Source organism: Pseudomonas fluorescens (genome assembly GCF_902498195.1).
Classification (GTDB): domain Bacteria; phylum Pseudomonadota; class Gammaproteobacteria; order Pseudomonadales; family Pseudomonadaceae; genus Aquipseudomonas; species Aquipseudomonas fluorescens_BU.
In genome coordinates, this window is the sequence record NZ_CABVIY010000001.1 from 200,288 (window position 1) to 225,717 (window position 25,430).

A 25,430-nucleotide genomic window follows, 5' to 3' on the forward strand; every position below is an offset into this window, starting at 1 on the left:
AAAGGCGCCAGATTTAACAGTCTGGCGCCTTTTTTGTTTCAGTGGTTTGTGTGTTCGGCGGCTGCTGGTTGTGGGTCGCAGGGGCAGGGCGTTTCGTCGTATTTATGTTTCTCGATGATGCCGCGCTGCCCGCCGGCCTTGCTCGCAAGGGCGGTCGTCAGGGAGATGATTGGCAACCTCTTCTATATATAGAAAGGTTGGCGCAGAGCCCTGGCGTGATTGGCTGTATTTGCCACCGGGGCGAGGTGCATCCGTGCATTCGCACCTATAAATTGCCTGCTGCGTTTTTACCCGTTTTCAGTAGGGTGACTTCTTGAGTTTGACCCACTAGAATGCATGCCCTTGATTCTGGGGTCGGAAACGGCCGGCTAACGTCTGTGCAACGAGGAATATCCATGCAAGTTTCTGTTGAAAATACTTCTGCTCTTGAGCGCCGCATGAGCATCACCGTGCCGGCTGAGCGCATCGAGACTCAGGTCAACAAGCGTCTGCAGCAGACTGCCCAAAAGGCCAAGATTGCAGGCTTCCGTCCAGGCAAAGTGCCGATGAGCGAAATCAAGCGCCGTTTCGGTGCTGAAGCGCGCCAGGAAGCTGTAGGCGACGTGATCCAGTCCTCCTTCTACGAAGCCGTCGTTGAGCAGAAGCTGAACCCGGCTGGTTCGCCTTCGATCGAGCCTAAATCCCTGGAAGCGGGCAAGGACCTGGAATACGTCGCGGTATTCGAAGTGTTCCCTGAGTTCACCGTTGCCGGCTTCGACGGTATCGCTGTCGAGCGCCTGAGCGCTGACGTGACTGATGCCGATCTGGACAAGATGCTGGACATCCTGCGCAAGCAGAACACCCGTTTTGAAGTAGCCGATCGTGCTGCCCAGAACGAAGACCAGCTGAACATCGATTTCGTCGGCAAGGTCGACGGTGAAGTGTTCGCTGGCGGTTCCGCCAAGGGTACCCAGCTGGTTCTGGGTTCCGGCCGCATGATCCCTGGCTTCGAAGACGGCCTGGTTGGCGCTAAAGCCGGCGAAGAGCGCGTTCTGAACCTGACTTTCCCTGAGGATTATCAGAACCTCGACCTGGCCGGCAAGACTGCTGAGTTCACCGTTACCGTGAACAGCGTCTCCGAGCCAAAACCGCCAGAGCTGACCGAAGAATTCTTCGCTCAATTCGGCATCAAGGAAAGCGGCCTGGAAGGCTTCCGCACCGAAGTTCGCAAGAACATGGAGCGCGAGCTGCGTCAGGCGATCAAATCCAAGGTCAAGAATCAGGTAATGGATGGTCTGCTGGCCACCAACCCGATCGAAGTGCCAAAGGCCCTGCTGTCCAACGAAGTTGACCGTCTGCGTGTGCAGGCTGTCCAGCAGTTCGGTGGCAACATCAAGCCTGACCAACTGCCGGCCGAGCTGTTCGAAGAGCAAGCCAAGCGTCGCGTTGTGCTGGGTCTGATCGTGGCTGAAGTGGTCAAGCAATTCGACCTCAAGCCTGATGAAACCCGCGTTCGCGAAATGATTCAGGAAATGGCCTCGGCCTACCAGGAGCCTGAGCAAGTTGTGTCCTGGTACTACAAGAACGACCAGCAACTGAACGAAGTTCGTTCGGTTGTGCTGGAAGAGCAAGTTGTGGATACTGTTCTGCAGAAAGCTAGCGTGACCGACAAATCGGTCTCTTACGAAGAAGCAGTCAAGCCGGTAGAAGCTCCACAAGCCGACTGATCGTTTTTGCGATAAGAAGTACACACCATAAGCCAGCCTTCGTGCTGGCTTATGCGTATTCAAGACATAACTATTTGGGAGTGACTGCAGAGCATGTTCCGTAATTCGTATATTCAGCAGAACTCTGATATCCAGGCCGCAGGCGGCCTGGTCCCGATGGTTGTCGAGCAGTCCGCTCGTGGCGAGCGCGCCTACGACATCTACTCGCGTCTCCTCAAGGAGCGGGTGATCTTTCTGGTTGGTCCGGTAGAGGACTACATGGCCAACCTGATTTGTGCGCAACTGCTGTTCCTTGAAGCCGAAAACCCGGACAAGGACATCCATCTCTACATCAACTCCCCGGGCGGTTCGGTGACGGCGGGCATGTCGATCTACGACACGATGCAGTTCATCAAGCCAAACGTGTCGACCACCTGTATCGGTCAGGCGTGCAGCATGGGCGCGTTTCTGCTGACCGCTGGCGCACCTGGCAAGCGTTTCTGCCTGCCGAATTCGCGCGTGATGATTCACCAGCCACTGGGCGGTTTCCAGGGGCAGGCGTCGGATATCGAAATCCATGCCAAGGAAATCCTCTTCATCCGTGAGCGTCTCAACACGCTGATGGCCAAGCACAGCGGGCGCACGCTTGAAGAAATCGAGCGCGACACCAACCGCGATAACTTCATGAGCGCAGAAGCCGCTCGTGAATACGGGTTGATCGATGAAGTGATTACCCAGCGCCCCGCTTAAAATAAGCAGCTCAAAATAGGGTTGGTCGGCTGGTCTGATCACCGGCGGGCTTGAAAAAGCCCGCAATAGCCTTCATCTTGTGTTGCAAGCCTATCGGATTTGGATCGAACGAATGACTGACACCCGCAACGGCGAGGACAACGGCAAGCTGCTCTATTGCTCCTTCTGTGGCAAAAGCCAGCATGAAGTACGCAAATTGATTGCCGGCCCCTCGGTCTTTATCTGCGACGAGTGCGTCGACCTGTGCAATGACATCATCCGTGAGGAGGTGCAGGAAGCCCAGGCCGAAAGCAGCGCGCATAAATTGCCTTCGCCTAAAGAAATCAGCGGCATCCTTGACCAGTATGTGATTGGTCAGGAACGTGCGAAAAAGGTTCTGGCCGTAGCGGTGTACAACCACTACAAACGCCTTAACCAGCGTGACAAGAAGAATGACGACGTCGAACTCGGCAAGAGCAACATCTTGCTGATCGGCCCGACAGGCTCGGGTAAGACCCTGCTTGCCGAAACACTGGCCCGCTTGCTGAACGTTCCGTTCACCATCGCCGACGCAACCACCCTCACCGAGGCGGGTTATGTGGGTGAAGATGTCGAGAACATCATTCAGAAGCTGCTGCAGAAGTGCGATTACGACGTGGAAAAAGCCCAGATGGGCATTGTCTACATCGATGAGATCGACAAGATCTCGCGCAAGTCTGACAACCCGTCGATCACCCGGGACGTTTCCGGTGAAGGCGTGCAGCAGGCCCTGCTCAAGTTGATCGAAGGCACGGTTGCTTCCGTTCCGCCTCAAGGTGGTCGCAAGCATCCGCAGCAGGAATTCCTTCAGGTCGACACCCGTAACATCCTCTTCATCTGCGGTGGTGCGTTCTCCGGTCTGGAAAAGGTTATTCAAAACCGTTCCACCAAGGGCGGCATCGGCTTCAATGCGGAAGTGCGCAGCAAGGAAGAAGGCAAGAAGGTGGGTGAGTCCCTGCGTGAAGTCGAGCCTGACGATCTGGTCAAGTTCGGTCTGATCCCGGAATTCGTCGGTCGTCTGCCAGTTCTTGCAACGCTGGACGAGCTTGATGAAGCGGCGTTGATGCAGATCCTCACCGAGCCGAAGAACGCCCTGACCAAACAGTATGCCAAGCTGTTCGAGATGGAAGGCGTGGACCTGGAGTTCCGTACCGACGCGCTGAAATCGGTCGCCAAGCGCGCGCTGGAACGCAAAACCGGTGCTCGTGGCCTGCGTTCGATTCTCGAAGGTGTATTGCTCGACACTATGTATGAAATCCCCTCGCAGTCCGAGGTGAGTAAAGTAGTGATCGACGAAAGCGTTATAGAAGGCAAGTCCAAGCCACTGTATATCTATGAAAACAGTGAGCCTGCTGCCAAGGCCGCGCCAGACGCTTAAGCGTCACGCAGTCGGTATAAAGAAGGGGCCTTCGGGCCCCTTTGCTTTTTGCGGGTTTTTACACAGTCTTTGTGCTTGTTTTTTTTGAAGGCTGCCCCCATCTTGGTTTCAAGCTTACATCCATCTGTTTCCGGCCTTATGGCCGCCGTAGAGGCGAAATCATGAAGACAACCATCGAATTGCCTCTCTTGCCATTGCGTGATGTCGTGGTTTATCCGCACATGGTTATCCCGCTGTTCGTGGGGCGCGAGAAATCCATCGAAGCCCTCGAGGCCGCGATGACGGGCGACAAGCAGATTCTTCTGCTGGCCCAGAGAAACCCTGCTGACGATGATCCCGGCGAAGACGCACTTTATCGCGTGGGCACGATTGCTACCGTTCTCCAGCTGCTGAAGCTGCCTGACGGCACGGTCAAGGTTCTGGTCGAGGGCGAGCAACGTGGCGCCGTGGAGCTTTTCAGCGAAGTGGACGGCCATTGCCGTGCGGAAGTCTCGTTGATCGACGAAGTCGACGCGCCGGAGCGCGAGTCGGAAGTGTTTGTCCGCAGCTTGCTGTCCCAGTTCGAACAGTATGTGCAGTTGGGCAAGAAAGTACCGGCTGAAGTCCTGTCGTCGCTCAATAGCATCGATGAGCCCGGGCGCCTGGTCGACACCATGGCCGCGCACATGGCCCTGAAAATCGAGCAGAAGCAGGAAATTCTCGAAATCATCGATTTGTCGGCTCGGGTCGAGCACGTCCTGGCGTTGCTGGATGCCGAAATCGATCTGCTGCAAGTCGAGAAACGCATTCGCGGTCGCGTCAAAAAGCAAATGGAGCGCAGTCAGCGCGAGTACTACCTGAACGAGCAGATGAAGGCTATTCAGAAAGAACTCGGCGACAGTGACGAAGGTCACAACGAAATCGAAGAGCTGAAAAAGCGTATCGATGCCGCTGGCCTGCCAAAAGACGCACTCGCCAAGGCCCAGGCCGAACTGAACAAGCTCAAGCAAATGTCGCCCATGTCCGCGGAAGCGACCGTTGTGCGTTCCTACATCGACTGGCTGGTTCAGGTGCCGTGGAAGGCCCAGAGCAAGGTCCGCCTGGATCTGGCGCGCGCAGAAGATATTCTCGATGCCGACCACTATGGCCTGGAAGAAGTCAAAGAGCGGATTCTCGAATATCTCGCCGTACAAAAGCGCGTGAAGAAAATCCGTGGTCCCGTGTTGTGCCTGGTCGGTCCTCCCGGGGTGGGTAAAACCTCGCTGGCGGAATCGATTGCCCACGCCACCAACCGTAAGTTTGTTCGCATGGCCCTCGGCGGCGTGCGTGACGAGGCGGAAATTCGTGGTCATCGCCGGACTTACATCGGTTCGATGCCAGGAAGATTGATTCAAAAAATGACAAAAGTGGGCGTCCGCAACCCGCTGTTCCTGCTCGACGAAATCGACAAGATGGGCAGCGACATGCGTGGCGACCCGGCGTCGGCGTTGCTGGAAGTGCTCGATCCCGAGCAAAACCACAACTTCAACGATCACTATCTGGAAGTCGACTACGACTTGTCCGATGTGATGTTCCTGTGCACCTCGAACTCCATGAATATTCCCCCGGCGTTGCTGGACCGGATGGAAGTGATTCGCCTGCCGGGCTACACCGAAGACGAGAAGATCAACATTGCCGTCAAATACCTCTCGCCGAAGCAGATCACGGCCAACGGCTTGAAAAAAGGCGAGCTGGAATTCGACGCCGAAGCGATCCGCGACATCATTCGCTACTACACCCGCGAGGCTGGCGTACGTGGCCTGGAGCGACAGATTGCCAAGGTTTGCCGCAAGGCGGTCAAAGAGCACGCACTGGAAAAACGCTTCTCGGTGAAGGTCACCGCAGAGGATCTGGAACACTTCCTGGGCGTGCGCAAGTTCCGCTACGGCCTGGCAGAGCAGCAGGACCAGATCGGTCAGGTTACTGGCCTGGCGTGGACCCAGGTGGGCGGCGAGTTGCTGACCATCGAAGCCGCGGTAGTGCCGGGCAAGGGCCAATTGATCAAGACGGGCTCGCTGGGTGACGTGATGGTCGAGTCGATCACCGCAGCCTTGACGGTTGTGCGCAGCCGCGCGAAGAGCCTGGGGATTCCCCTGGACTTCCACGAGAAGCGCGACACCCATATCCACATGCCGGAAGGGGCGACGCCGAAAGACGGTCCTAGCGCCGGTGTAGGCATGTGCACGGCGTTGGTATCGGCATTGACCGGTATTCCTGTGCGTGCGGACGTGGCCATGACCGGTGAGATCACCTTGCGTGGGCAGGTGCTGGCAATTGGTGGTTTGAAAGAAAAACTGCTCGCTGCTCACCGTGGTGGAATCAAGACCGTGATCATTCCCGAAGAGAATGTTCGCGATTTGAAGGAAATTCCTGACAATATCAAGCAGGATCTCCAGATTAAACCGGTTAAATGGATTGACGAGGTCCTGCAAATTGCGCTGCAATACGCGCCGGAGCCCTTGCCTGATGTGGCTCCGGAGATTGTCGCGAAGGATGAAAAACGCGAGTCCGATTCTAAGGAAAGAATTAGCACGCATTAGTACGTATTTGCCTGGGGGGCTTCCTTGACAGCTTTTTAGAGCCCTTGTTATAAAGCGGCTCTTAAGTGTCTGTAGGCCATTCAGCACTCGTTTTTGCTTTCACCAAAAAAACTTAGAATCATACTCAAATAGATATAAGGGGACTTAGAGTGAACAAGTCGGAACTGATTGATGCTATCGCTGCATCCGCTGATATCCCGAAAGCTGCTGCTGGCCGTGCGCTGGACGCTGTAATCGAATCCGTCACTGGCGCTCTCAAGGCTGGCGACTCCGTTGTTCTGGTTGGTTTCGGTACTTTCTCCGTCACTGATCGTCCAGCTCGCATTGGTCGTAACCCACAGACCGGTAAGACGCTGGAAATCGCGGCAGCCAAAAAACCAGGTTTCAAAGCCGGTAAAGCACTGAAAGAAGCTGTCAACTAAGTTCGATTCAGGTTTTTACCTATCCGGGTCGGGGTCATGCCTGACCTGGCAGCGGAGCGGTAGTCCAGTCGGCAGGTCGCCGGTCCGAGACACCGAGGCTCGCAAGTTCGAGTCATCGGTCCGCTCCGTCAGTTACGAGAAGGCGCATCCTCGGATGCGCCTTTCTTCTATCCGGATTCTACCCACGCTCCACGGTTGCCTAATTTTGAAGTTCAACCGTTTATGGGGGACGCATGCTGCAGAATATCAGGGACAATTCACAAGGCTGGATTGCCAAGACCATTATCGGGGTCATCGTTGCACTGATGGCTTTGACGGGTTTCGACGCCATTTTTCAGGCCACGACGACCAAAAACGAGGCGGCGAAGGTCAATGGTGAAGAGATCAGCCAGAACGAGCTGAGCCAGGCGGTCGATATGCAACGCCGTCAACTCATGCAACAGCTGGGCAAGGATTTCGATGCTTCCTTGCTCGACGAAAAGATGCTGCGCGAGTCGGCACTCAAAGGCCTGATCGATCGCAAACTGTTGCTGCAAGGCGCAGAAAGCTCGAAATTCGCTTTCTCCGAAGCGGCGCTGGACCAGGTCATCCTGCAAACGCCTGAGTTCCAGGTGGATGGCAAGTTCAGCCCCGAGCGGTTTGACCAGGTTATCCGTCAACTCGGTTACAGCCGCATGCAATTCCGCCAGATGCTGGCTCAGGAAATGCTGATCGGCCAACTGCGCGCCGGTCTGGCGGGTAGCGGCTTCGTCACCGATGCACAGGTTCTGGCGTTCGCCCGTCTGGAAAAGCAGACCCGCGACTTTGCTTCCCTGAACATCAAGGCTGACCCGGCGGCGGTGAAGCTGACCGACGATGAAGTCAAAGCCTACTACGACGAACACGCCAAGGAATTCATGACGCCGGATCAGGTGGTCATCGATTATCTGGAATTGAAGAAGTCTTCCTTCTTCGATCAGGTCAGCGTCAAGGACGAAGACCTGCAAGCGGCGTATCAGAAAGAAATCGCGAACCTGTCCGAACAACGCCGGGCTGCGCACATTCTGATCGAAGTGAACGACAAGACCACCGAAGCACAGGCCAAGGCCAAGATCGACGACATCCAGGCACGTCTGGCCAAAGGCGAGAAGTTCGAGGCCCTGGCCAAGGAATTCTCCCAGGACCCGGGTTCGGCGAACAATGGCGGCGACCTCGGCTACGCAGGTCCTGGTGTCTATGACCCAGCGTTCGAAAAATCCCTGTACTCGTTGGCCAAGGATCAGGTTTCCGAGCCGGTTCGCACTGATTTCGGTTTCCACCTGATCAAGCTGCTGGGTGTGGAAGCGCCTGAAGTGCCGACATTCGCCAGCCTGAAAGACAAGCTGACCCGCGAATTGAAGACTCAGCAGGTCGAGCAGCGTTTTGTCGAGGCCACCAAGCAACTGGAGGACGCCTCCTTCGAAGCTTCCGATCTGGCCCAGCCGGCGCAGGATCTGAAGCTGACCGTTCACACCTCCAAGCCGTTCGGCCGTGAGGGTGGCGAGGGCATTGCGGCCAACCGTGCCGTGATCACCGCGGCGTTCAGTCCGGAAGTGCTGGATGAGGGTGCCAACAGCACCGCCATCGAGCTGGATCCGGAAACCGTGGTCGTGTTGCGCGCCAAGGAGCACCTCAAGCCTGCACAACTGCCACTGGAAAGCGTAGCGGGCCCGATCCGCGAGCAATTGACCAAGGAGCACGCCAGTGCTGCCGCCAAGACCAAGGCTGATGAGCTGATCGCCAGCCTGCGCGATGGCAAGACCCCGCTGGACAAGCCGATCGATGGCCAGAGCTGGAAGGTGACCGAGGCCGCGACTCGCGCTCAGGAAGGGATCGACCCAACCGTGCTGCAGGCGCTGTTCCGTATGCCCAAGCCTGCCGCCAAGGAAAAACCGACGTTCACCAGCGTGACCCTGCCGGATGGCAGCCTGATGATCGTCCGTCTGAATGGCGTCAACGAAGCGGCAACGCCGACTGAAGAAGAGAAGGCTCAATACCGTCGCTTCCTCGCTTCACGCGTTGGCCAGCAGGATTTTGCGGCTTACCGCAAGCAGTTGGAAAGCCAGGCCGAGATCAAGCGTTTCTGATATCGGACTGAGTCATGCGCTACATGAGAACCCCGGCCGAAAGGCCGGGGTTTTTTGTTGCCGGCGCCATGAAAAACCGGTGTGACTTTTGCCTCATATCGCAGTCAACACTCCTGTAACTGTTTTAAGACACAATCGATGCGCCGCTAAGCAACGATCTGTTGCACAATACGCCCCGAACCGTTTTCCTCAGGATGTTCAATGTTTAAATCAATTCCCATGCGTGTTGCCGGGCTGGCGCTGGTGCTGGCAGCTGCGGCCGGGTGCTCGTCGAAGAAAGCCGCCATCTACGAGCATGAGAATTTCGACGACTCCGGCACATTTTCCCGCAACTACCCGGTGACGGATGCGCAAAGCTGCGAAGCCGCTCGTCGGGCCTTGCTGAGCCAGGGCTACATCATTACCAGCAGCGATCCGAAACTGGTCAGCGGGCACAAGAGCTTCCAGCAGACCGGCGAGACCCACATGGAAATCAGTTTCAGTGTGGTCTGCGCCGACGACGGCAGCGCCGGTCATCACGCCACGATGTTCGCCAACGCCCTGCAGGACCGTTATGCGCTGAAGAAGACCAACAACTCCGCCAGCCTCGGTGTAGGCGTGCTGGGTTCGGTGTCGATGCCGATTGGTTCGTCGGACGACTCGATGGTCAAGGTCGCGAGCGAAACCGTATCCTCGGCCAAGTTCTACGAGCGTTTCTTCGCCCTGGTCGAACTGTTCCTGCCCAAGGAAGTGAAGGAAGCGGCCCATATCGCCGAGAAGCCTAAAACCGATCTGGGCGTGCCTGAACCCAAGGCGACTCCGGCGCCATTGGCCCCGGAAACCGCGGCAGAACCTGCCCCGGCTGCACAGGTGACAACAACGCCCGCCGAAGCCGCTCCCACCGCGTCCGAGCCCGTAGCGCCGCCTCCTGAAGCCGCGCCGATCACCGCGACCCCAAGCGCCGAGCCGGCACCTTCCACGGAAACGATCACGCCCCCGGCCAATCCGAGCGATATCCCGCCACCGTCGGAGCCGATCCGGGCCATGCCGATCACTGGCCAATGATGGCGATACGGGGCCGGCCGAATCCGCGTCGGTCCCATCACCGCCGTATTCATTAATCCGCGTCAAACAGCCCGCTGTCCTGTGGGCTGTATCGAAAAAATCCTGTGATAAATTCCTGACAGCCTGCTACGTTTTATTCAGTAGCGACGAAGTGTCGTGTGCCCGTCATTTTTCTTTCACGCGGGCACTTTAAGCTCGAGTTGCTGGTCATTTATTCAGACTTTTTTCATTGAGCTGTGGGGGATTCGAAAATGGACGATTATCAAGAAGAGTTGCTCGAGTATCAGGCATTCGAACTGGACCCGCTGGAACCCGCGGAAGACGCTACCGAACTGTAATCAACGCTTTCAGGCTTCAAACTTGTAGCAGATAACTTGCAGCTTCAAGCCGTTTGCCTGTGACTGCGGCGAAACTCGCCAGGTGTCTGGCCCGTCCAGCGCTTGAAGGCGCGTTGAAAGGCTTCGGCTGAGGCAAAGCCCAGCAGGTAGGCGATTTCTCCGAACGCCAGTTCGGTATCGCGAATGTAGGTCATGGCCAGGTCGCGACGGGTGTCGTTGAGAATTGCCCGATACTGCGTGCCTTCTTCGGCCAGTTTGCGGCGCAGCGTCCAGATGGGCAGCTTCAGGCGTGCCGCCACTTCTTCCAGGTCGGGTTCCCGGCCGCCATTGAGCAATGGCCCCAGCAACTGAGTGATGCGTTCACGCAGGCTGCGGGTGCGTGTCAGTTGCTCCAGTTCCCGTTCACACAGCTTCAGCAAATGCCGCCAGGTACTCGGGCAATGCTCCGGGTTGCGCTGTGCGAGGCTGGCCAGGCTCAGGCGCAATTGATTGTGCTCGGCACCAAACTGAATCGGGCATTCGCCAAGTGCATCGTAGGCTGCGTGATAGTCAGGTGCTTCAAATTCGATGTCTATGTGCTCGGCACGCAAGGGGGCAGGACTCACACTGGACAGTTGCTGCAACCAGCCGGCTATGATCGAGTCGACCACGAAACGGTTATAGCTGTTGTAAGGGCTGATGGAATAGAAACGCAGCCAGGCCCCCTGGGCGTCTTCGTGAAAGCTCGATTGGCCGCGATAGTTGGAGCCATACAAGGCCTCGAAGCGAATCAGGCAGCGCGCCGCCTCGCGCACCGTGGGCGCCTGCGCCGCCGTGACGCCGGCGAGGCCGGCCTGGCTCAGGCGACTGAGTTGCCCCATGCGCAAGCCGAGCGCGGGGTTGCCGGTCAACTGGATGGCACTGTGCCCCAGGCGCATGTAGCGCGGAATCGAGAGCCGGGCGCCCGCTTCGCTCAGGCGGGCCGCGTCGAGGCCGTATTGTTCCAGCAGCGGTTGCGGGTCTGCGTCGTGGCTGCGCACAGCCTCGGCCAGGCTGTGAACGAAACCCACCGAGAGATCGCCGAGGCGCATCGGCAGCGGTTTCATGGCTTACAACCACAGGTTCAGCAGGCGCGCGCCACGGGCGTTGCCGTCGGCGAAATGCTGACCCTTGCTGCTCAGAAAGCTCTGGCCGGCGCTGGCCTGATCCCAGAATTGCCCTCGTAAAAATACGCTCATGCCGGCGATCGCCTGGCTGGAGGGCAATTGGGTGGTCAGGGTCAGGCGATGCCAGGCCTGGCCCTCGCTGATCTCCCCGGCCTTGAGGCTGACCGAGCCCGGCGTCGAAGAACCTTTATAGCCGCGCCACGGCTGATCCCAGATGCCACGGCCCGCCACGAAGGCCGGGACCGCGACGATCCGTGCCTGCTGGTCGTCGAGCTGGCGATAGTTGTCCGGGTACCAACTGTCGCTGCCGATCAGCACGCCCAGGCGCCCGGCCGGGGTGTCGACCACGTTCAGTGCGTGCTCGCCATTGGCCTTGAGCGCGTCCTGCTGTTCAAACACCGGGTGCATCTGCCGCTGGGGCTGACCGATCGGCACGCCATCACGGCCAAACACCACGCTGCTGTTGAACAGCGCGCCGCGACCGATTTTCAGGGTGCCGTCGATGATGCTCGGCTCAGGCAACACGATGGAACCGGCCACCAGTGTCACGTGAAATTCTTTCGCCAGGCCACCGAACAGCGCCTGATATTCCTTGGCCATGCCCTTGGCTTTCATGCGCAGGTGAGCGTCATCCAGGCGGCTCCCGCCCTCGGCGCTGATCAGGGCACGGACGAACTTCAGCGGATTGCTCACGGCCAGCCAGTTCATGGCTTCCTTGAGTGTCGTGGCCTGGTACAACTCATCCTTTTCGCCGCTGACCATCAGCCAGGTGCCGACATGTTCGGGCAGTACGACGATGGTTTTCTCGTTGAGCAAGCCTTGTTCCCGGGCTTTTTGCAGGTAGGCCGCGAGCTTGCGGTGCAAGCGCTCGGGGCTTTGGTAGTCGGTGGGAAACAGCTCGGGCTGGATGCCCAGCAGGTTGCCACGGTCGGCGGGGGTGCCCTGGTCGATCGCCAGATCGATCCGCAGGTCCGAGAGATAGTGGCCCACCGGACGGTCCGCGGCCCACATGGCGTAGGTCGTCAGGGCGGCGATCAACGCCATGGAGAAGGTCAGGTACAGGAGTTTACGCATGGGGAAGCAGTCAACGGCCGTGTGCAGGGTTCGATGCCTAGGGTATGACCCGCGCCAGCGCTTGCCAAGGGTTGCTGCGCATTTGGATCAATAAGTTGTCAGTTACGGTCATTGAGCGGCCCTCGGAGTGCTCATAGTCTGTAGCACATGACTGAGGGGCGCCGAAGAGCGCCCCCATATTCCGTGATCGCTCGTTGTGGAGTTACAAATGACCGCCGCTCATTACCCGCACCTGTTGGCCCCGCTGGACCTGGGATTCACCACACTGCGCAACCGTACCCTGATGGGGTCGATGCACACCGGCCTTGAGGAAAAGCCCGGAGGTTTCGAGCGCATGGCGGCGTATTTCGCCGAGCGGGCCCGTGGCGGTGTCGGCCTGATGGTCACCAGCGGTATTGGTCCGAACGACGAAGGTGGCGTGTACTCCGGCGCGGCCAAGCTGACCACCGAGGAAGAAGCGCTCAAGCACCAGATCGTGACCCGCGCGGTCCACGAGGCGGGCGGCAAGATTTGCATGCAGATCCTGCACGCCGGTCGTTATGCCTACAGCCCGAAGCAGGTCGCGCCAAGCGCCATCCAGGCGCCGATCAACCCGTTCAAGCCCAAGGAGCTGGACGAGGAAGGCATCGAGAAACAGATCCGCGATTTCGTCACCTGCTCGACCCTGGCGCAACAGGCCGAGTATGACGGTGTGGAGATCATGGGTTCGGAAGGTTATTTCATTAACCAGTTCCTCGCCGCCCACACCAACCATCGTACCGACCGCTGGGGTGGCAGCTACGAAAACCGCATGCGCCTGCCGGTGGAAATCGTGCGCCGGGTCCGTGAAGCGGTAGGCCCGAATTTCATCATTATCTTTCGTTTGTCGATGCTCGACCTGGTGGAAGGCGGCAGCACCTGGGAAGAAATCGTGCAACTGGCCAAGGCCATCGAGCAGGCCGGCGCGACGATCATCAACACCGGTATCGGCTGGCACGAAGCGCGGATTCCGACCATCGCCACCAAGGTGCCGCGTGCGGCGTTCAGCAAGGTCACGGCCAAGCTGCGCGGTTCGGTGGGCATTCCGTTGATCACCACCAACCGGATCAACACCCCGGAAGTGGCCGAGCAGATCCTCGCCGAAGGCGATGCCGACATGGTTTCCATGGCGCGCCCGTTCCTCGCCGACGCGGACTTCGTCAACAAGGCGGCCGAAGGTCGCGCCGACGAAATCAACACCTGCATCGGTTGCAACCAGGCGTGCCTGGACCACACCTTTGGCGGCAAGTTGACCAGTTGCCTGGTCAACCCGCGTGCCTGCCACGAAACCGAGCTCAACTACCTGCCGGTGCAACAGCTGAAGAAAATCGCCGTGGTTGGCGCCGGACCGGCCGGTTTGTCCGCCGCGACCGTGGCGGCCGAGCGGGGCCATCAGGTGACGCTGTTCGATTCGGCCAGCGAAATCGGTGGCCAGTTCAACGTCGCCAAGCGTGTGCCGGGCAAGGAAGAGTTTTATGAAACCCTGCGTTACTTCGGCCGCAAACTGCAGACGACTAACGTGGAGGTGTGCCTGAACACCCGCGTTGATGTGGCGAAACTGGTCGAGGGCGGTTACGACGAGATCATCCTGGCCACCGGCATCGCGCCGCGGCTGCCGGCCATTCCCGGCGTGGAGAATGCCAAGGTCCTGAGCTATCTGGACGTGCTGCTGGAGCGCAAATCCGTGGGCAAACGCGTCGCAGTGATTGGCGCCGGCGGTATCGGTTTCGACGTTTCGGAATTCCTGGTTCACCAGGGCGAGTCCACCAGCCTGAACCGGGATGAGTTCTGGAAAGAGTGGGGCATCGATACGCACCTTGAAGCGCGCGGCGGTGTCGCTGGAGTCAAAGCCGCGCCCCATGCGCCGGCCCGCGAAGTGTTCCTGTTGCAACGCAAGAAGTCCAAGGTCGGCGACGGCCTGGGCAAGACCACCGGCTGGATTCACCGCACCGGCCTGAAGAACAAGCGGGTGCAGATGCTCAACAGCGTCGAGTACCTGAAGATCGACGATGACGGCCTGCACATCCGCATCGGCGAAACCGGCGAACCGCAAGTGCTGCCGGTGGACAACATTGTGATCTGCGCCGGGCAGGATCCACTGCGCGAGTTGCAGGACGGCCTGTTGGCGGCGGGGCAGAACGTGCACCTGATCGGCGGCGCGGATGTCGCGGCAGAGCTGGATGCCAAGCGGGCGATCAATCAGGGTTCGCGGCTGGCGGCTGAGTTGTAATACACAGGCCAAACGTACCTATGGCCTTCGCGAGCAAGCCCGCTCCCACATTCGATCTGTGTCGTTCACAGATCCCTTGTGGGAGCGGGCTTGCTCGCGAAGGCTGCCGATGAGCCAGTAGAATACTGACTCTCAATACGCACAATCAGATGCCAATGCTTTTCCCTCCCAACGACTGGCTACCCCAAGCCCCCCTCGAACGCCTCCCTCTCGGCTGGCTAAAAATCGCCGGCATTGAAGTCGCCATCCTGCGCCTGGACCTGATCGACCCTCTGATCAGCGGCAACAAGTGGTTCAAACTCACCGAACACCTCAAGACCGCTGACCGGTGCGGGGCCCAAGGCATCATCAGCCTGGGCGGTGCTCATTCCAATCACTTGCATGCACTGGCTGCGGCCGGCAAGCGATTCGGCTTTGCCACGGTCGGCCTGCTGCGCGGACATCCCCAGCAAACGCCGACGGTCAAGGACTTGCACGCATTCGGCATGCAACTGCACTGGTTGGGTTATGGCGGCTATCGGGCGCGGCATGAAGCGGGTTTCTGGGCGCCATGGCAGACGCAATACCCGACGCTGCACCCCGTGCCCGAAGGCGGCGGTGGCTTGCCAGGCGCGCGCGGATGCATGCAACTCAGGGCGCAGGTGTGTGCGCAACTCGGTGCGCTGGGCTGGAGCGACTACGACGGTTGGTGGCTGGCCTGCGGAACCGGCACGACGCTGGCGGGCCTGGTGCTGGCTGAGGCGGGCGAGCACACGGTGTACGGTGCGCTGGCGGTGCCCGACGATCATGGTGTTGCAGAGCAAGTCGAGCAGATCATGGAAGAGTCCGGGGTAATCGCCCCGGATTATCAACTGTGCGACGCCAGCCGTGGCGGCTTCGCCAAAGTCGATTCGTTGCTGCTTGAATTCATCGAACACACCGAACAGGCCAGCGGCATTCCTTTCGAACCGCTGTACACGGGCAAGGCATTGCTGGCGCTCAAGCAACAAGTCGAAGCGGGGAAGTTCGCCCCGGGGACGCGCCTGATCTTCCTCCATACCGGCGGCTTGCAGGGGCGGCGGGGATTCAACCCGTAAACTTGAAAACAACGCATGCCTAGGTGGGAGCGGGCTTGCTCGCGAAAGCGGTGAATCAGTCACAGAAGATGTCGACTGACACTGCGCCTTCGCGAGCAAGCCCGCTCCCACATTGGCATGTGGTGGTTTCAGGTATTGCGTGGTATCCGCTTGGGCATCATTCGCAACAAGGTGTTATCGCCCACCACATAGTGGTGATACAGCCCGGCAACGGCGTGCAGGCCGATCAGCCAGTAGCCGATGGTGCCGCCGAGCACGTGCCAGCCCTGCAGTTGTTTGGCCAGTTCCTTGTTTTCGGCAACCAGCAGCGGCAGGTCGAGGCCGTAGAACATCACTTGATTACCCTTGGCACTGGTCACCAGCCAGCCAAGAACCGGCATGGCGATCATGAACAGGTACAGCGCCCAGTGCATCAGCCTGGCCAGCGCTGTCTGCCAGTGAGGTGATGCGGGGAAGATTTGCGGTGCCGGGCCAAGGCTGCGAGCGAATAAGCGTATCCAGACCAGTACAAATACGGTCAGGCCGAGCATGAAGTGCGATTCGACGATCAGCGTTCGCCCGCCACTGCCCTTGGGGAAAATGCCGCGAAGTTCGATGCAGGCGTACACCAGCGCCAGCAGGACCAGCATCAACCAATGCAGGGCGATCGATACGGTGCTGTAGCGCGAATCGGAGTTTTTCCACGGCATTTCGCGTTTCCTCGCAGGTCAGGCCAGGCCACCGTTCTTGGTCGACGGTGTGGTTTAACTGTAATCCTGTTTCGGCGGGTTTGCCTGAGGATTGCGGGCGCTGAATGCTCTCTGTAGGAGCGAGCCTGCTCGCGAAAAACGCCCGGACAACGCGTCCATCCAGACAGCACGCGTTATCGTTGACGTCCATCGCGAGCAGGCTCGCTCCTACAGGGGGAGGTGGGGGTCAGTTGGACTGCGGCATCTCGCCTTTGGCCAGGCGTTTGTTGATGTCGGCGATCACTTGCGGCAAGTCGGTGATGGTGTCGATCATGTAGTGCGGGCGGGAGCCTTCGAACAGTGTGTGGATGCGCTTGCGCTCGCTGTCGAGGGTGGCGCTGTCCAGTGCACGATAGCCCTCATAGTCCAGGCCCAGTGCGTTGCCCGAGCAGATCAGCGCCACCGTCCACATGCCGGCGCGGCGACCTTCGAGAATGCCCGGCACGGTGTCGTCGATCTTCACGCAAGCGGCGACATCGTCGATGCCCAGGGCAATTACGTTGGCCAGGGCCTGGGCCGGCCAAGGGCGGCCGTTCGGCACTTCGTCGGTGGCGACCACGTGGTCGGCGACGTAGCCGTTGGTGGCGGCCAGCTCGACGACCTTGTCCATGACCTGTTTCGGGTAGCCGGAGCAGGAACCGATCTTGATTCCTTGCTGGCGCAGGTTGGCGATGGTCTCCAGCGCACCGGGGATCAGCGCCGAGTGTTCGGCGATTTTCTCGATCTGCAGCGGCATGAAGCGTTGGTAGATAGCGGTGACGTCATCGTCGGTCGGCGTACGGCCGAACACCTTGCGATAGCGCTCGGCGACTTCCGGCTGATCGCACAGGGTGCGGATGTGGTCCCACTTGCCCATGCCCATCGGGCCACGGGCCTCTTCGATGGAGACCTGGACGTCGAACTCGGCGAAGGCTTCGACGAAAATCTGCGTCGGTGCGAAAGAGCCGAAGTCGACGACGGTGCCGGCCCAGTCGAGGATGGCGGCCTGGAGTTGGGTTGGGTTGGTGTAGTTCATGGTGATCAAATTCCTGAGTTGGCAATACGGTTCAATGTAGGAGTGAGCCCTGCTCGCGATGGCGGTGTGTCAGTCGACATCGTCCGTGAATGCCAGACCGCTATCGCGAGCAGGCTCACTCCTACAGGGGATTTGGGGGTGGTTTAGATTTCCAGGACTTCCATCTCGCGCAAGACCTCGGCAATGGCGGCCACGGCTTCACGCATTTCGGCCGGCTGGACATGGCCGATGCAGCCGACGCGGAAGGTTTCGACTTGGGTCAGTTTGCCGGGGTAGAGGATGTAGCCCTTGGCCTTGACCCGTTCGTAGAACTCCTTGAACTGGTAGCGCGGGTCTTTCGGGGCGTGGAAGGTGGCGATGATCGGGGCCTGGATCGCGGCTGGCAGGAAGCTGCGCAGTCCCAGTTTGGCCATCTCTTCCATCAGTGCCTGGCAGTTGGCGGCATAACGCGCATGCCGGGCGGGCAGGCCGCCTTCTTCGTTGTATTGCAGCAGGGCTTCGTGCAGCGCCGCGACCACGTGGGTCGGTGGCGTAAAGCGCCACTGGCCGGTCTTGGCCATGTAGCTGTGCTGGTCGAACAGATCCATCGCCAGCGAGTGCGAGTTACCCGCCGCTGCGGCCAGTGACGCTTTGCGGGCAAACACAAAGCCCATCCCCGGAACGCCTTCCAGGCACTTGCCGGACGCTGCGATCAGCGCATCGAACGGCACGTGTTGCGCATCCACCGGCAGCGCGCCGAAAGAACTCATGGCGTCGATGATCAGGCGCTTGCCGTGTTGCGCAATTACCTGGGCGATGTCCGGCAGCGGGTTGAGAATGCCGGTGCTGGTTTCGCAGTGAATCAGCGCAACGTGGGTGATGCCGGCATCGGCCCGTAGCAGGCGGTCGACGTCGGCGGCGGTGGTCGGTTCGTCTTCGGCGGTTTCGAAGGTGCTGAAGGAACGGCCAAGCACTTCGCAGATTTTCGCCAGGCGTTTGCCGTAGGCACCGTTGATCAGCACCAGGACTTTGCCGTCGCGCGGCACCAGGGTGCCGATGGCGGCTTCGACCGCGAAGGTGCCGCTGCCTTGCAGGGGCACGCAGTGGTGGCTGGCGGCGCCGTTGATGATCGCCAGCAATTGTTCACAGAGGCTGGCGGTCAGTTGATTGAAGCGGTCATCCCATGAACCCCAGTCCACCATCATCGCCTGACGGGTGCGGGGCGACGTGGTCAACGGGCCGGGGGTGAGCAGGATGGGGGCGGCAGTACTCATTCTCGTGTCCTCGCAATCGATGGGCTGAAGCTACGGGGCCTAAATTGCAATTTGCCGAGTTATCAATCAAATTGTTTGTTGTTATGCCAGCCATCAGTGAGAGTTATTCATGAACCTGTTCCAACTCCGCGCCTTCGATGCCGTGGCCCGCGAGGGCAGCTTCACCCGCGCCGCTGCCCGCCTGTTCATCAGCCAGCCAGCGGTCACCGGGCACATCAAGGCGCTGGAAGAGCACTATCAGATCACCTTGTTGCGGCGCACCGCGCGACGGGTGGAGCTGACGGAAGAGGGGACCAAGCTGGCGGCGATCACCCGGGCGATGTTCGGGCTGGCCGAAGAGGCGCAGGCGATGCTGGAGGCCAACCGCCAGTTGCTCACCGGGCGCCTGGAAGTGGCGGCGGACGGGCCGCACATGGTCATGCCAATGCTCGCGAGGCTGCGCGAACGCTATCCGGGGATCACCGTGAACCTGCGCCTGGGTAACGCCCAGGAAACCCTGGCGGCACTGTTGTCCGAGCACGCCGACGTGGCGGTGCTGACCGAGGTCGAGCCGCGCAAGGGGTTGCATCTGCAAGCCCTGAGCGAATCACGCATTTGCGCGCTGGTGCCCGAGGGCCACCCGTGGACGCAAAACAGCCAAGGCGTGGCGTTGGAGGCACTCGATCAAGTGATCATGGTGTTGCGTGAGCCGAGTTCGATCACCCGGCGCACCTTCGATGAGGCCTGCGCCCAGGCCAGGGTGAATCCACGGGTGCTGCTGGAGCTGGACAGTCGTGAAGCGGTGACGGAAGCGGTGGCGGCGCAGTTGGGCGTGGGCGTGGTGTCGTCGGTGGAAGTCAGCCATGACCCCAGGGTGGCGGCGGTGCCGATCATTGGCGAGGGGTTGGTGAACCGGCACATGATGGGGTGCATGGAGCGGCGGCGGGATTTGCGGCTGATACAGGCGTTTTTCGGCTTGGCGCCAGGCAGATAGACCGCGGTGCGGCCTTCGCGAGCAAGCCCGCTCCCACATTTGCCCGAGTCGTTTGGAATAATGCGGTCAAATGTGGGAGCGGGCTTGCTCGCGAAGAGGCCGGACCTGCCTATGCAAGACTCTCGCGCACCATCTCCAGAAACGTCGCCACAATCCGCCGCGAACTCTGCTCGCGCAGGCATACCAGCGTCTCGGTCAAGCGCCGTTTGCAATCGACAATCGGCAACGCACACACCCTGGAATCGGCACCGAATTCGGCGGCGGACACCACCCCGATACCAATCCCCACCACCACCGCCTCACGCGCCGCTTCCCGACCTTCGACCTGGATCGCCGGGCGGATGCGAAACCCCGCGCCGGCCATTTCTTCTTCCAGGGTCTGGCGGGTCACCGAGCCGATTTCCCGCAACACCAGCGGTGTGTCGTCGAGGTCTGCCAGGCAGATGGACTCGCGGTCGGCCCACGGGTGATTGCGTGACACGAACGCCACCATCGGATCATTGCGCAGCGGTAACGAGATCAGGCGTTCGTCGCTGACTTCACGGCCCAGCAACGCCAGGTCGGCCTGGTAATTGAACAGCCGGAACAACGATTCATCGGTGTTGCCGGTTTCAATCTTCACGCTGATACCGGGGTAGCGTTCGCAGAAGCGGGCGATTTGCGGCAACACGTGCACCGGCGCATCCACCGCCAGAATCAGGCTGCCGGTCTGCAAGGCCTGGGAGTCCTGCAACAGCTCCTGGGCTTCGGCTTCGATGACGAACAGCTTCTGGGTCACGCCGAGCAGGCGTTCGCCCAAATCGGTCAGGCGCACCGAACGTTTGTTGCGGTGGAACAGCAGGACGCCATAGCGCTCCTCGAGTTTGCGCACCTGGTCGGAGATCGCCGGTTGCGTGAGGAACAACCGCTCGGCGGCCTTGGTGAAGCTTCCGTGAACGGCCACGGCGTGGAAGGCTTTGAGCTGGGCGTGGGAAACCGACATCGAAACCTCCAGTAACAAGCTGAGCTTATATTGGAAATACGATAAATCGATTTCACTTATTAATCAGTAATTGTTTTTATCCACCTCAGCCCCGGTGACTGGTCGGTCGAACAGCCTCGGTGGCCATGAGCCTGTGCGTGCAACAGCAGGACTCATCTGACCGGAATCGCCCACAGGGACAAGGCGATTTCGCAGTGCTCAACAATAAAAAACACAGGCGTTTTCTTCCAATTCTGCCGGCACACTCACACCCTGAGGTCAGAACCACAATGAACAAGCACATCGGCACCATCAAGCGTTGGCGCGTGCAGATCTTCGCGATCACCTGGCTCGCCTACGCCGCTTTCTACTTCACCCGCAAAGCGTTTTCCGTTGCCAAACTCGGGATCGGCGAAGACCCGACCTTCATGCTCGACAAAATGGCCATGGCCAACCTCGACGCCATTTACCTGACCGCCTACGCCATTGGCCAATTCACCTGGGGCATCCTCGCCGACCGGTTCGGCCCGCGCGTGGTGGTGCTGGGCGGGTTGCTGATTTCCGCGGTGGCGGCGCTGGTGATGGGCAGTTTCGCCACTTTGCCGATCTTCGCCACGTGCATGCTGATCCAGGGCCTGGCGCAGTCCACGGGATGGTCGGGGCTGTGCAAGAACCTGGGCAGTTTCTTTCCCGCCGAGCAGCGCGGGCGGGTGCTGGGGTTGTGGAGTTCCTGCTATGCCTTTGGCGGGCTGGTGGCGTCGCCGTTTGCCGGCTGGTGGGCGTACACGCTGATCGGTTCGTGGCACGCAGCGTTTATTTCCAGTGCGGCGGTGGTCGCCGTTGTCGCGGTGCTGTTCTTCATTTTCCAGCGCAACAAACCCGAAGATGTGGGCCTGCCGGCGGTGGAGCCGGAGCCGGTGTTGAGCGCCGAAGAGGCGCACGCCCAGAGCAAGATCAGCGTCCTGGAGCCTTTGAAGGAGATCCTGCGCAACCGGACCGTACTGATTCTCGGCCTCGCGTATTTCATGTTGAAACCGGCGCGCTACGCGATTCTGCTCTGGGGCCCGGTGATCGTTTTCGAACAGATGCCACAGGTGGGCAAGGTGGGCGCGGCGATCATTCCTACCGCCTTCGAGCTGGCCGGTTTGCTGGGGCCGATCATGATCGGCCTGGCCTCCGACAAACTGTTCGGCGCCCGACGCATGCCGGCCTGCGTGATCAGCCTGCTGGCGCTGACCGTGTCGCTGGCCTTCTTCATGGGGGCGTTGCACACCGGCAGCGTGGCGCTGGTGGTGGCCTTGCTGTTTGTCATGGGCCTGACCCTCTATGGACCGGACTCGATGATCAGCGGCGCGGCCGCCATCGATTTCGGCACGGCCAAGGCGGGCGCCACGGCGGCGGGCTTCGTCAACGGTTGCGGTTCGGTCGGGGCGATTCTCGGCGGGTTGCTGCCGGGCTACTTCGACACCGTGACCGTGTTCATCGTCTTCGCCGGCTGCGCGATGTTCTCCGCGCTGGTCCTGATCCCACACTGGAACAGCCGCCCCGGCGGCCTGAAAACCAACTATCCGTTCGTGCCTAACGGGCCGATGAACGTTAAACCGCTGCGTACCTGACCCCTGTCCCTCGCGGCCTGCTGCGCCTGCGGCAGGTTGGCGTGTGGACATCTGACCGGAGATCGACCCCATGAGACCCTTTTGGCTGGACCAGGCCTTGAAGGCAGAAACGAGCGACAGCTGTCCGCCATTGCAGGGCGATACCCGCGCCGACGTGTGCATCGTCGGCGGCGGCTATACCGGGTTGTGGACCGCGATCATGCTCAAGGAGCAGAACCCGGAACTGGATGTGCTGCTGATCGAAGCGGACATCTGCGGCGCCGGTGCCAGCGGGCGCAACGGGGGTTGCGCGTTGTCGTGGTCAGCCAAGTATTTCACCCTGGAACGGCTGTTCGGCGTCGAAGAAGCGGTGCGCCTGGTCAAGGAATCCGAGCGCAGCATCCATGCCATCGGTGCCTTCTGCGAGCAGTACGGCGTCGACGCGGACTACCGCCTCGACGGCACGCTCTACACCGCGACCAATCGCGCCCAGGTGGGCTCGACCGATGCGGTGATCGCGGCGCTGGAGCGCCATGGCATCAACTCGTTCAGCCAACGGCCGCTGGCTGACGTGCAACGCATGGCCGGCTCCGGCAAACACCTCGAAGGCTGGTTTTCCCCGGCGGCCGCCAGTGTGCAGCCGGGAAAACTGGTGCGCGGTTTGCGCCGGGTGGCGCTGCAACTGGGGGTGAAAATTCATGAGAACACCGCCATGACCGGGTTGGAAGAAGGCAAGCCGGCGGGGATTCAAACCGCGAACGGCACCGTTCGCGCCGATCGCGTGGTGCTGGCGATGAACGCCTGGATGGCCCGGGCGTTCCCGCAGTTCGAACGCAGCGTGGCGATCGTTTCCAGCGACATGGCGATCACCGAGCCCCGGCCCGACCTGCTCGATGAAATCGGGTTGACCAGCGGCGTCACGGTGCTCGATTCACGGATTTTCGTGCACTACTACCACAACACCCCGGACGGCCGGATCATGCTCGGCAAAGGCGGAAATACCTTTGCCTACGGCGGGCGCATGTTGCCGGTGTTCGATCAGCCGTCGCCTTATGCCGGACTGTTGCAAAGCAGCCTGGCGGATTTTTTCCCGGCCTTTGCCGACGTCAAGGTCGAGGCGACCTGGAACGGACCGTCGGACCGTTCGGTCACGGGGCTGCCGTTTTTCGGGCAAATGAGCGCCAGTGGCAACGTGTTCTACGGCTTCGGCTATTCCGGCAGCGGAGTCGGGCCGTGCCATATGGGCGGGCAGATTCTGGCGTCGATGGTCCAGGGCCTCGACAACCCCTGGACCCGTTCGCCGCTGGTGAACGGACCCCTGGGTTTTTTCCCGCCGGAACCGATTCGTTACCTGGGCTCGCTGATGGTCCGCAACGCCATCCGCCGCAAGGAACGCGCCGAGGATCATGGGCGCAGGCCACGGCACCTGGACGTGCGCCTGGCGAAGTTCGCCGCGGCGGCGGGGAAGGCGGACAAGGGCTGATGCCCCTGTGTCAGGGCGCGGGATCCGCGGGCCTGGTCAGCCAGTCGAGCAGCAGGCGGGTATCGGCTTGCGGTTCGCGGGAGCGGCTGGAGCGGGGGGCGGGGCGCTCCGCCAGGCTGGCGCAAAACACCGGTCGGTCAGCGTCACCGTCGAGAAAACCTACCAGACAGTCGCTGCCGGCCAATGGCAGCTGCGACGGGTCGAAAGCGGTGCCGGGCGTGGCCAGGGCGACCGGTACCCACAGACCGCCGGGCGCCTCGGGATCAGCGTCCGGTGCGGGCCATAAGCTGACCTGGATCCGGCCTCTATCATCCAGCGTCGTTGGCTGCCCGACCGCGCCGTTCACCCGGGCGGGCTGCAGGCCCGGGATGTTCGGCCTGGCCTGCGTTAGCTCGGGGCGGAACACCGTCGACCATGGAATGGCGGTGAACTGATTGCGGTAACGCGGCGCCATGACGGGCGTATCCGACGCCAGTGCCGACCCCTGATGCCGTGCCTGGGTTATCAGCCATTGATCATTGAACCCCGGCAGCGGATGGTCGGACACCTGCACGATATGAGCACTGCGTAATCGGTCGTGATTGCTTTGGCCGTGGATCTGTAACGGGCGACACCGCAGGCGCTCCAGGTCCCGACGGGCGAGTTGGTCGCGATGGCGCTGTTCGAGGGCGGGGCGGGGCAGGGGCGGCATTATCGGGTCAAAGGGATGATTGGCCGCGCTGTCGCCGCCGCTGGCACCGCGATTTCTGCTGTCCAGTCGGGCAGTCGAGGGTGGCGCGTCATGGCGCTGGAACAACTCACTGATGGTGGGTGAGTCGCCGGCGTCGCCGGTATCGCCATGGAACGGCATCAGCAGCGGTTCTTGCGGAAAGCTCAGGCAATCTTCGGCGAAGACCAGCATGTGCGCGTCGCTTTGATGTTCGAAGTGATAGTGAATGCCTTCCTCCTCGCACAGCCGTTGTAGCAGGGCCAGATCGGTTTCCTCGTACTGGATGCAAAACGGTCGCGGCGGATAGTGCCCGGTCGCCAATTCAAAGCGATAGCTGCTGTCGGACAGTTCATTTTCCAACAGCAACTGGCGCAGGATCATGGGCACGCTGAGGTGCTGGAATACCCGCCGCGATCGATGGCAATCCAGCGCTTGCAGCGCGGGCACCAGTACCAGTTTGTAGGCGATCCGCCGAGGCCCGCGATGTTCGCGGCTGACGCTGTGCAACACGCCATGGACCCCATGCCCGTGCCCGAGGTTGAGAAACGCCGGTTGTTGCAGCAAGTGTTCGAGGTCCATGGCCGGTGCCGGGCCGAGCACTTCGAGGTCGAATCGATAGGGTTGGTTGAGGGCCTCGTGTCCGCTGAACTGCAGCACCGGCAGGTTCAGGACGTCGTGGAGGAGGGTCAGGGTGAAGGGACTTTCCTTGTCGTTGTGCATCGAATGCGCTTCTGCCATGGAGGACGGGCGCAGAGGGTACGAAACCCCAGGGCTTTGTTGTCATCGCAATTCGCAGTTTCAGAATCGCCCTACAACGGCCGGTGAAGTTGTCGATTGGCGGTGAGAATTTTTGGTCGATTGCCAACTTTAGG

At 60.4% G+C, this 25,430-nt stretch carries 19 protein-coding genes and 1 tRNA gene; 13 read left to right on the forward strand and 7 right to left on the reverse strand.

Annotation, left to right across the window (positions count from 1 at the left end):
- Positions 1-395 precede the first annotated feature (395 nt).
- The 8 genes from tig (at position 396) to F8N66_RS00920 (ending at position 9,960) form a co-directional block, all read left to right on the forward strand.
- Positions 396-1,706 (forward strand): trigger factor, encoded by a 1,311-nt coding sequence (gene tig / locus F8N66_RS00885; protein WP_150768383.1) that lies wholly within the window; start codon positions 396-398, stop codon positions 1,704-1,706.
- Positions 1,707-1,799: 93 nt separating this feature from the next.
- Complete coding sequence (gene clpP, locus F8N66_RS00890; protein ID WP_017339698.1) at positions 1,800-2,435, forward strand: ATP-dependent Clp endopeptidase proteolytic subunit ClpP; 636 nt, start codon at positions 1,800-1,802, stop codon at positions 2,433-2,435.
- A 112-nt stretch (positions 2,436-2,547) separates the two neighbouring features.
- Entirely contained in the window at positions 2,548-3,831 is a 1,284-nt protein-coding gene (gene clpX, locus F8N66_RS00895; protein WP_046032565.1) for an ATP-dependent Clp protease ATP-binding subunit ClpX, read from the forward strand.
- Between the two features lie 161 nt (positions 3,832-3,992).
- Positions 3,993-6,389 carry an endopeptidase La gene (gene lon, locus F8N66_RS00900; RefSeq protein ID WP_150768384.1) on the forward strand — a complete coding sequence of 799 codons (2,397 nt, stop codon included), beginning with the start codon at positions 3,993-3,995 and terminating at the stop codon, positions 6,387-6,389.
- A gap of 149 nt (positions 6,390-6,538) precedes the next feature.
- Entirely contained in the window at positions 6,539-6,811 is a 273-nt protein-coding gene (locus tag F8N66_RS00905) for an HU family DNA-binding protein (protein WP_002552737.1), read from the forward strand.
- A gap of 53 nt (positions 6,812-6,864) precedes the next feature.
- Positions 6,865-6,939 (forward strand) — tRNA-Leu (locus tag F8N66_RS00910).
- 105 nt (positions 6,940-7,044) lie between these two features.
- Positions 7,045-8,916 (forward strand): SurA N-terminal domain-containing protein, encoded by a 1,872-nt coding sequence (locus F8N66_RS00915; protein WP_150768385.1) that lies wholly within the window; start codon positions 7,045-7,047, stop codon positions 8,914-8,916.
- A 201-nt stretch (positions 8,917-9,117) separates the two neighbouring features.
- Positions 9,118-9,960, forward strand: coding sequence for a DUF2242 domain-containing protein (locus F8N66_RS00920; protein ID WP_150768386.1), 843 nt, complete (start codon positions 9,118-9,120; stop codon positions 9,958-9,960).
- Positions 9,961-10,342: 382 nt separating this feature from the next.
- Here the strand turns inward: F8N66_RS00920 and F8N66_RS00925 are convergent, their stop codons facing one another.
- Together F8N66_RS00925 and F8N66_RS00930 are read right to left on the reverse strand one after the other, a co-directional pair.
- Positions 10,343-11,383, reverse strand: coding sequence for an AraC family transcriptional regulator (locus F8N66_RS00925; RefSeq protein ID WP_150768387.1), 1,041 nt, complete (start codon positions 11,381-11,383; stop codon positions 10,343-10,345).
- Between the two features lie 3 nt (positions 11,384-11,386).
- Positions 11,387-12,517 (reverse strand): carbon-nitrogen hydrolase family protein, encoded by a 1,131-nt coding sequence (locus tag F8N66_RS00930; RefSeq protein WP_150768388.1) that lies wholly within the window; start codon positions 12,515-12,517, stop codon positions 11,387-11,389.
- A 208-nt stretch (positions 12,518-12,725) separates the two neighbouring features.
- On the opposite strand from F8N66_RS00930, the gene F8N66_RS00935 reads away from it, so the two are divergent.
- Together F8N66_RS00935 and F8N66_RS00940 are read left to right on the forward strand one after the other, a co-directional pair.
- Positions 12,726-14,765: an FAD-dependent oxidoreductase gene (locus F8N66_RS00935; protein WP_150768389.1), complete on the forward strand. Its 2,040-nt coding sequence runs from the start codon at positions 12,726-12,728 to the stop codon at positions 14,763-14,765.
- A gap of 155 nt (positions 14,766-14,920) precedes the next feature.
- Positions 14,921-15,841: a 1-aminocyclopropane-1-carboxylate deaminase/D-cysteine desulfhydrase gene (locus F8N66_RS00940; protein ID WP_150768390.1), complete on the forward strand. Its 921-nt coding sequence runs from the start codon at positions 14,921-14,923 to the stop codon at positions 15,839-15,841.
- Positions 15,842-15,969: 128 nt separating this feature from the next.
- Here F8N66_RS00940 and F8N66_RS00945 read toward each other — a convergent pair whose 3' ends face one another.
- The 3 genes from F8N66_RS00945 to F8N66_RS00955 form a co-directional block, all read right to left on the reverse strand.
- Positions 15,970-16,530, reverse strand: coding sequence for a cytochrome b (locus F8N66_RS00945; RefSeq protein ID WP_150768391.1), 561 nt, complete (start codon positions 16,528-16,530; stop codon positions 15,970-15,972).
- 226 nt (positions 16,531-16,756) lie between these two features.
- Positions 16,757-17,584 carry a phosphonoacetaldehyde hydrolase gene (phnX, locus tag F8N66_RS00950; protein WP_150768392.1) on the reverse strand — a complete coding sequence of 276 codons (828 nt, stop codon included), beginning with the start codon at positions 17,582-17,584 and terminating at the stop codon, positions 16,757-16,759.
- A gap of 143 nt (positions 17,585-17,727) precedes the next feature.
- Complete coding sequence (locus F8N66_RS00955; protein ID WP_150768393.1) at positions 17,728-18,837, reverse strand: 2-aminoethylphosphonate--pyruvate transaminase; 1,110 nt, start codon at positions 18,835-18,837, stop codon at positions 17,728-17,730.
- 109 nt (positions 18,838-18,946) lie between these two features.
- On the opposite strand from F8N66_RS00955, the gene F8N66_RS00960 reads away from it, so the two are divergent.
- Entirely contained in the window at positions 18,947-19,810 is an 864-nt protein-coding gene (locus tag F8N66_RS00960; RefSeq protein WP_150768394.1) for a LysR substrate-binding domain-containing protein, read from the forward strand.
- Positions 19,811-19,919: 109 nt separating this feature from the next.
- On the opposite strand, the gene F8N66_RS00965 is transcribed toward F8N66_RS00960, so the two are convergent.
- Entirely contained in the window at positions 19,920-20,792 is an 873-nt protein-coding gene (locus F8N66_RS00965) for a LysR family transcriptional regulator (RefSeq protein WP_150768395.1), read from the reverse strand.
- A gap of 269 nt (positions 20,793-21,061) precedes the next feature.
- Between F8N66_RS00965 and F8N66_RS00970 the strand changes: the two genes are divergently transcribed.
- A complete protein-coding gene (locus tag F8N66_RS00970) occupies positions 21,062-22,387 on the forward strand; it encodes an MFS transporter (RefSeq protein WP_150768396.1) in 1,326 nt (441 codons plus the stop codon).
- A 70-nt stretch (positions 22,388-22,457) separates the two neighbouring features.
- Positions 22,458-23,849 carry an FAD-dependent oxidoreductase gene (locus tag F8N66_RS00975; RefSeq protein WP_150768397.1) on the forward strand — a complete coding sequence of 464 codons (1,392 nt, stop codon included), beginning with the start codon at positions 22,458-22,460 and terminating at the stop codon, positions 23,847-23,849.
- Between the two features lie 10 nt (positions 23,850-23,859).
- Here the strand turns inward: F8N66_RS00975 and F8N66_RS00980 are convergent, their stop codons facing one another.
- Complete coding sequence (locus F8N66_RS00980; protein ID WP_150768398.1) at positions 23,860-25,278, reverse strand: type VI secretion system Vgr family protein; 1,419 nt, start codon at positions 25,276-25,278, stop codon at positions 23,860-23,862.
- Positions 25,279-25,430: the final 152 nt, after the last annotated feature.

Bases quoted from the DNA above. Each gene is read 5' to 3' on its own strand.
- F8N66_RS00915 (WP_150768385.1), top strand. From the start codon at position 7,045: ATGCTGCAGAATATCAGGGACAATTCACAAGGCTGGATTGCCAAGACC.
- F8N66_RS00925 (WP_150768387.1), bottom strand. From the start codon at position 11,383: ATGAAACCGCTGCCGATGCGCCTCGGCGATCTCTCGGTGGGTTTCGTT.
- F8N66_RS00920 (WP_150768386.1), top strand. From the start codon at position 9,118: ATGTTTAAATCAATTCCCATGCGTGTTGCCGGGCTGGCGCTGGTGCTG.
- phnX (WP_150768392.1), bottom strand. From the start codon at position 17,584: ATGAACTACACCAACCCAACCCAACTCCAGGCCGCCATCCTCGACTGG.
- F8N66_RS00970 (WP_150768396.1), top strand. From the start codon at position 21,062: ATGAACAAGCACATCGGCACCATCAAGCGTTGGCGCGTGCAGATCTTC.
- tig (WP_150768383.1), top strand. From the start codon at position 396: ATGCAAGTTTCTGTTGAAAATACTTCTGCTCTTGAGCGCCGCATGAGC.
- lon (WP_150768384.1), top strand. From the start codon at position 3,993: ATGAAGACAACCATCGAATTGCCTCTCTTGCCATTGCGTGATGTCGTG.
- F8N66_RS00955 (WP_150768393.1), bottom strand. From the start codon at position 18,837: ATGAGTACTGCCGCCCCCATCCTGCTCACCCCCGGCCCGTTGACCACG.
- F8N66_RS00965 (WP_150768395.1), bottom strand. From the start codon at position 20,792: ATGTCGGTTTCCCACGCCCAGCTCAAAGCCTTCCACGCCGTGGCCGTT.
- F8N66_RS00935 (WP_150768389.1), top strand. From the start codon at position 12,726: ATGACCGCCGCTCATTACCCGCACCTGTTGGCCCCGCTGGACCTGGGA.
- F8N66_RS00945 (WP_150768391.1), bottom strand. From the start codon at position 16,530: ATGCCGTGGAAAAACTCCGATTCGCGCTACAGCACCGTATCGATCGCC.
- F8N66_RS00960 (WP_150768394.1), top strand. From the start codon at position 18,947: ATGAACCTGTTCCAACTCCGCGCCTTCGATGCCGTGGCCCGCGAGGGC.
- clpP (WP_017339698.1), top strand. From the start codon at position 1,800: ATGTTCCGTAATTCGTATATTCAGCAGAACTCTGATATCCAGGCCGCA.
- F8N66_RS00980 (WP_150768398.1), bottom strand. From the start codon at position 25,278: ATGCACAACGACAAGGAAAGTCCCTTCACCCTGACCCTCCTCCACGAC.
- F8N66_RS00940 (WP_150768390.1), top strand. From the start codon at position 14,921: ATGCTTTTCCCTCCCAACGACTGGCTACCCCAAGCCCCCCTCGAACGC.
- F8N66_RS00930 (WP_150768388.1), bottom strand. From the start codon at position 12,517: ATGCGTAAACTCCTGTACCTGACCTTCTCCATGGCGTTGATCGCCGCC.
- F8N66_RS00975 (WP_150768397.1), top strand. From the start codon at position 22,458: ATGAGACCCTTTTGGCTGGACCAGGCCTTGAAGGCAGAAACGAGCGAC.
- clpX (WP_046032565.1), top strand. From the start codon at position 2,548: ATGACTGACACCCGCAACGGCGAGGACAACGGCAAGCTGCTCTATTGC.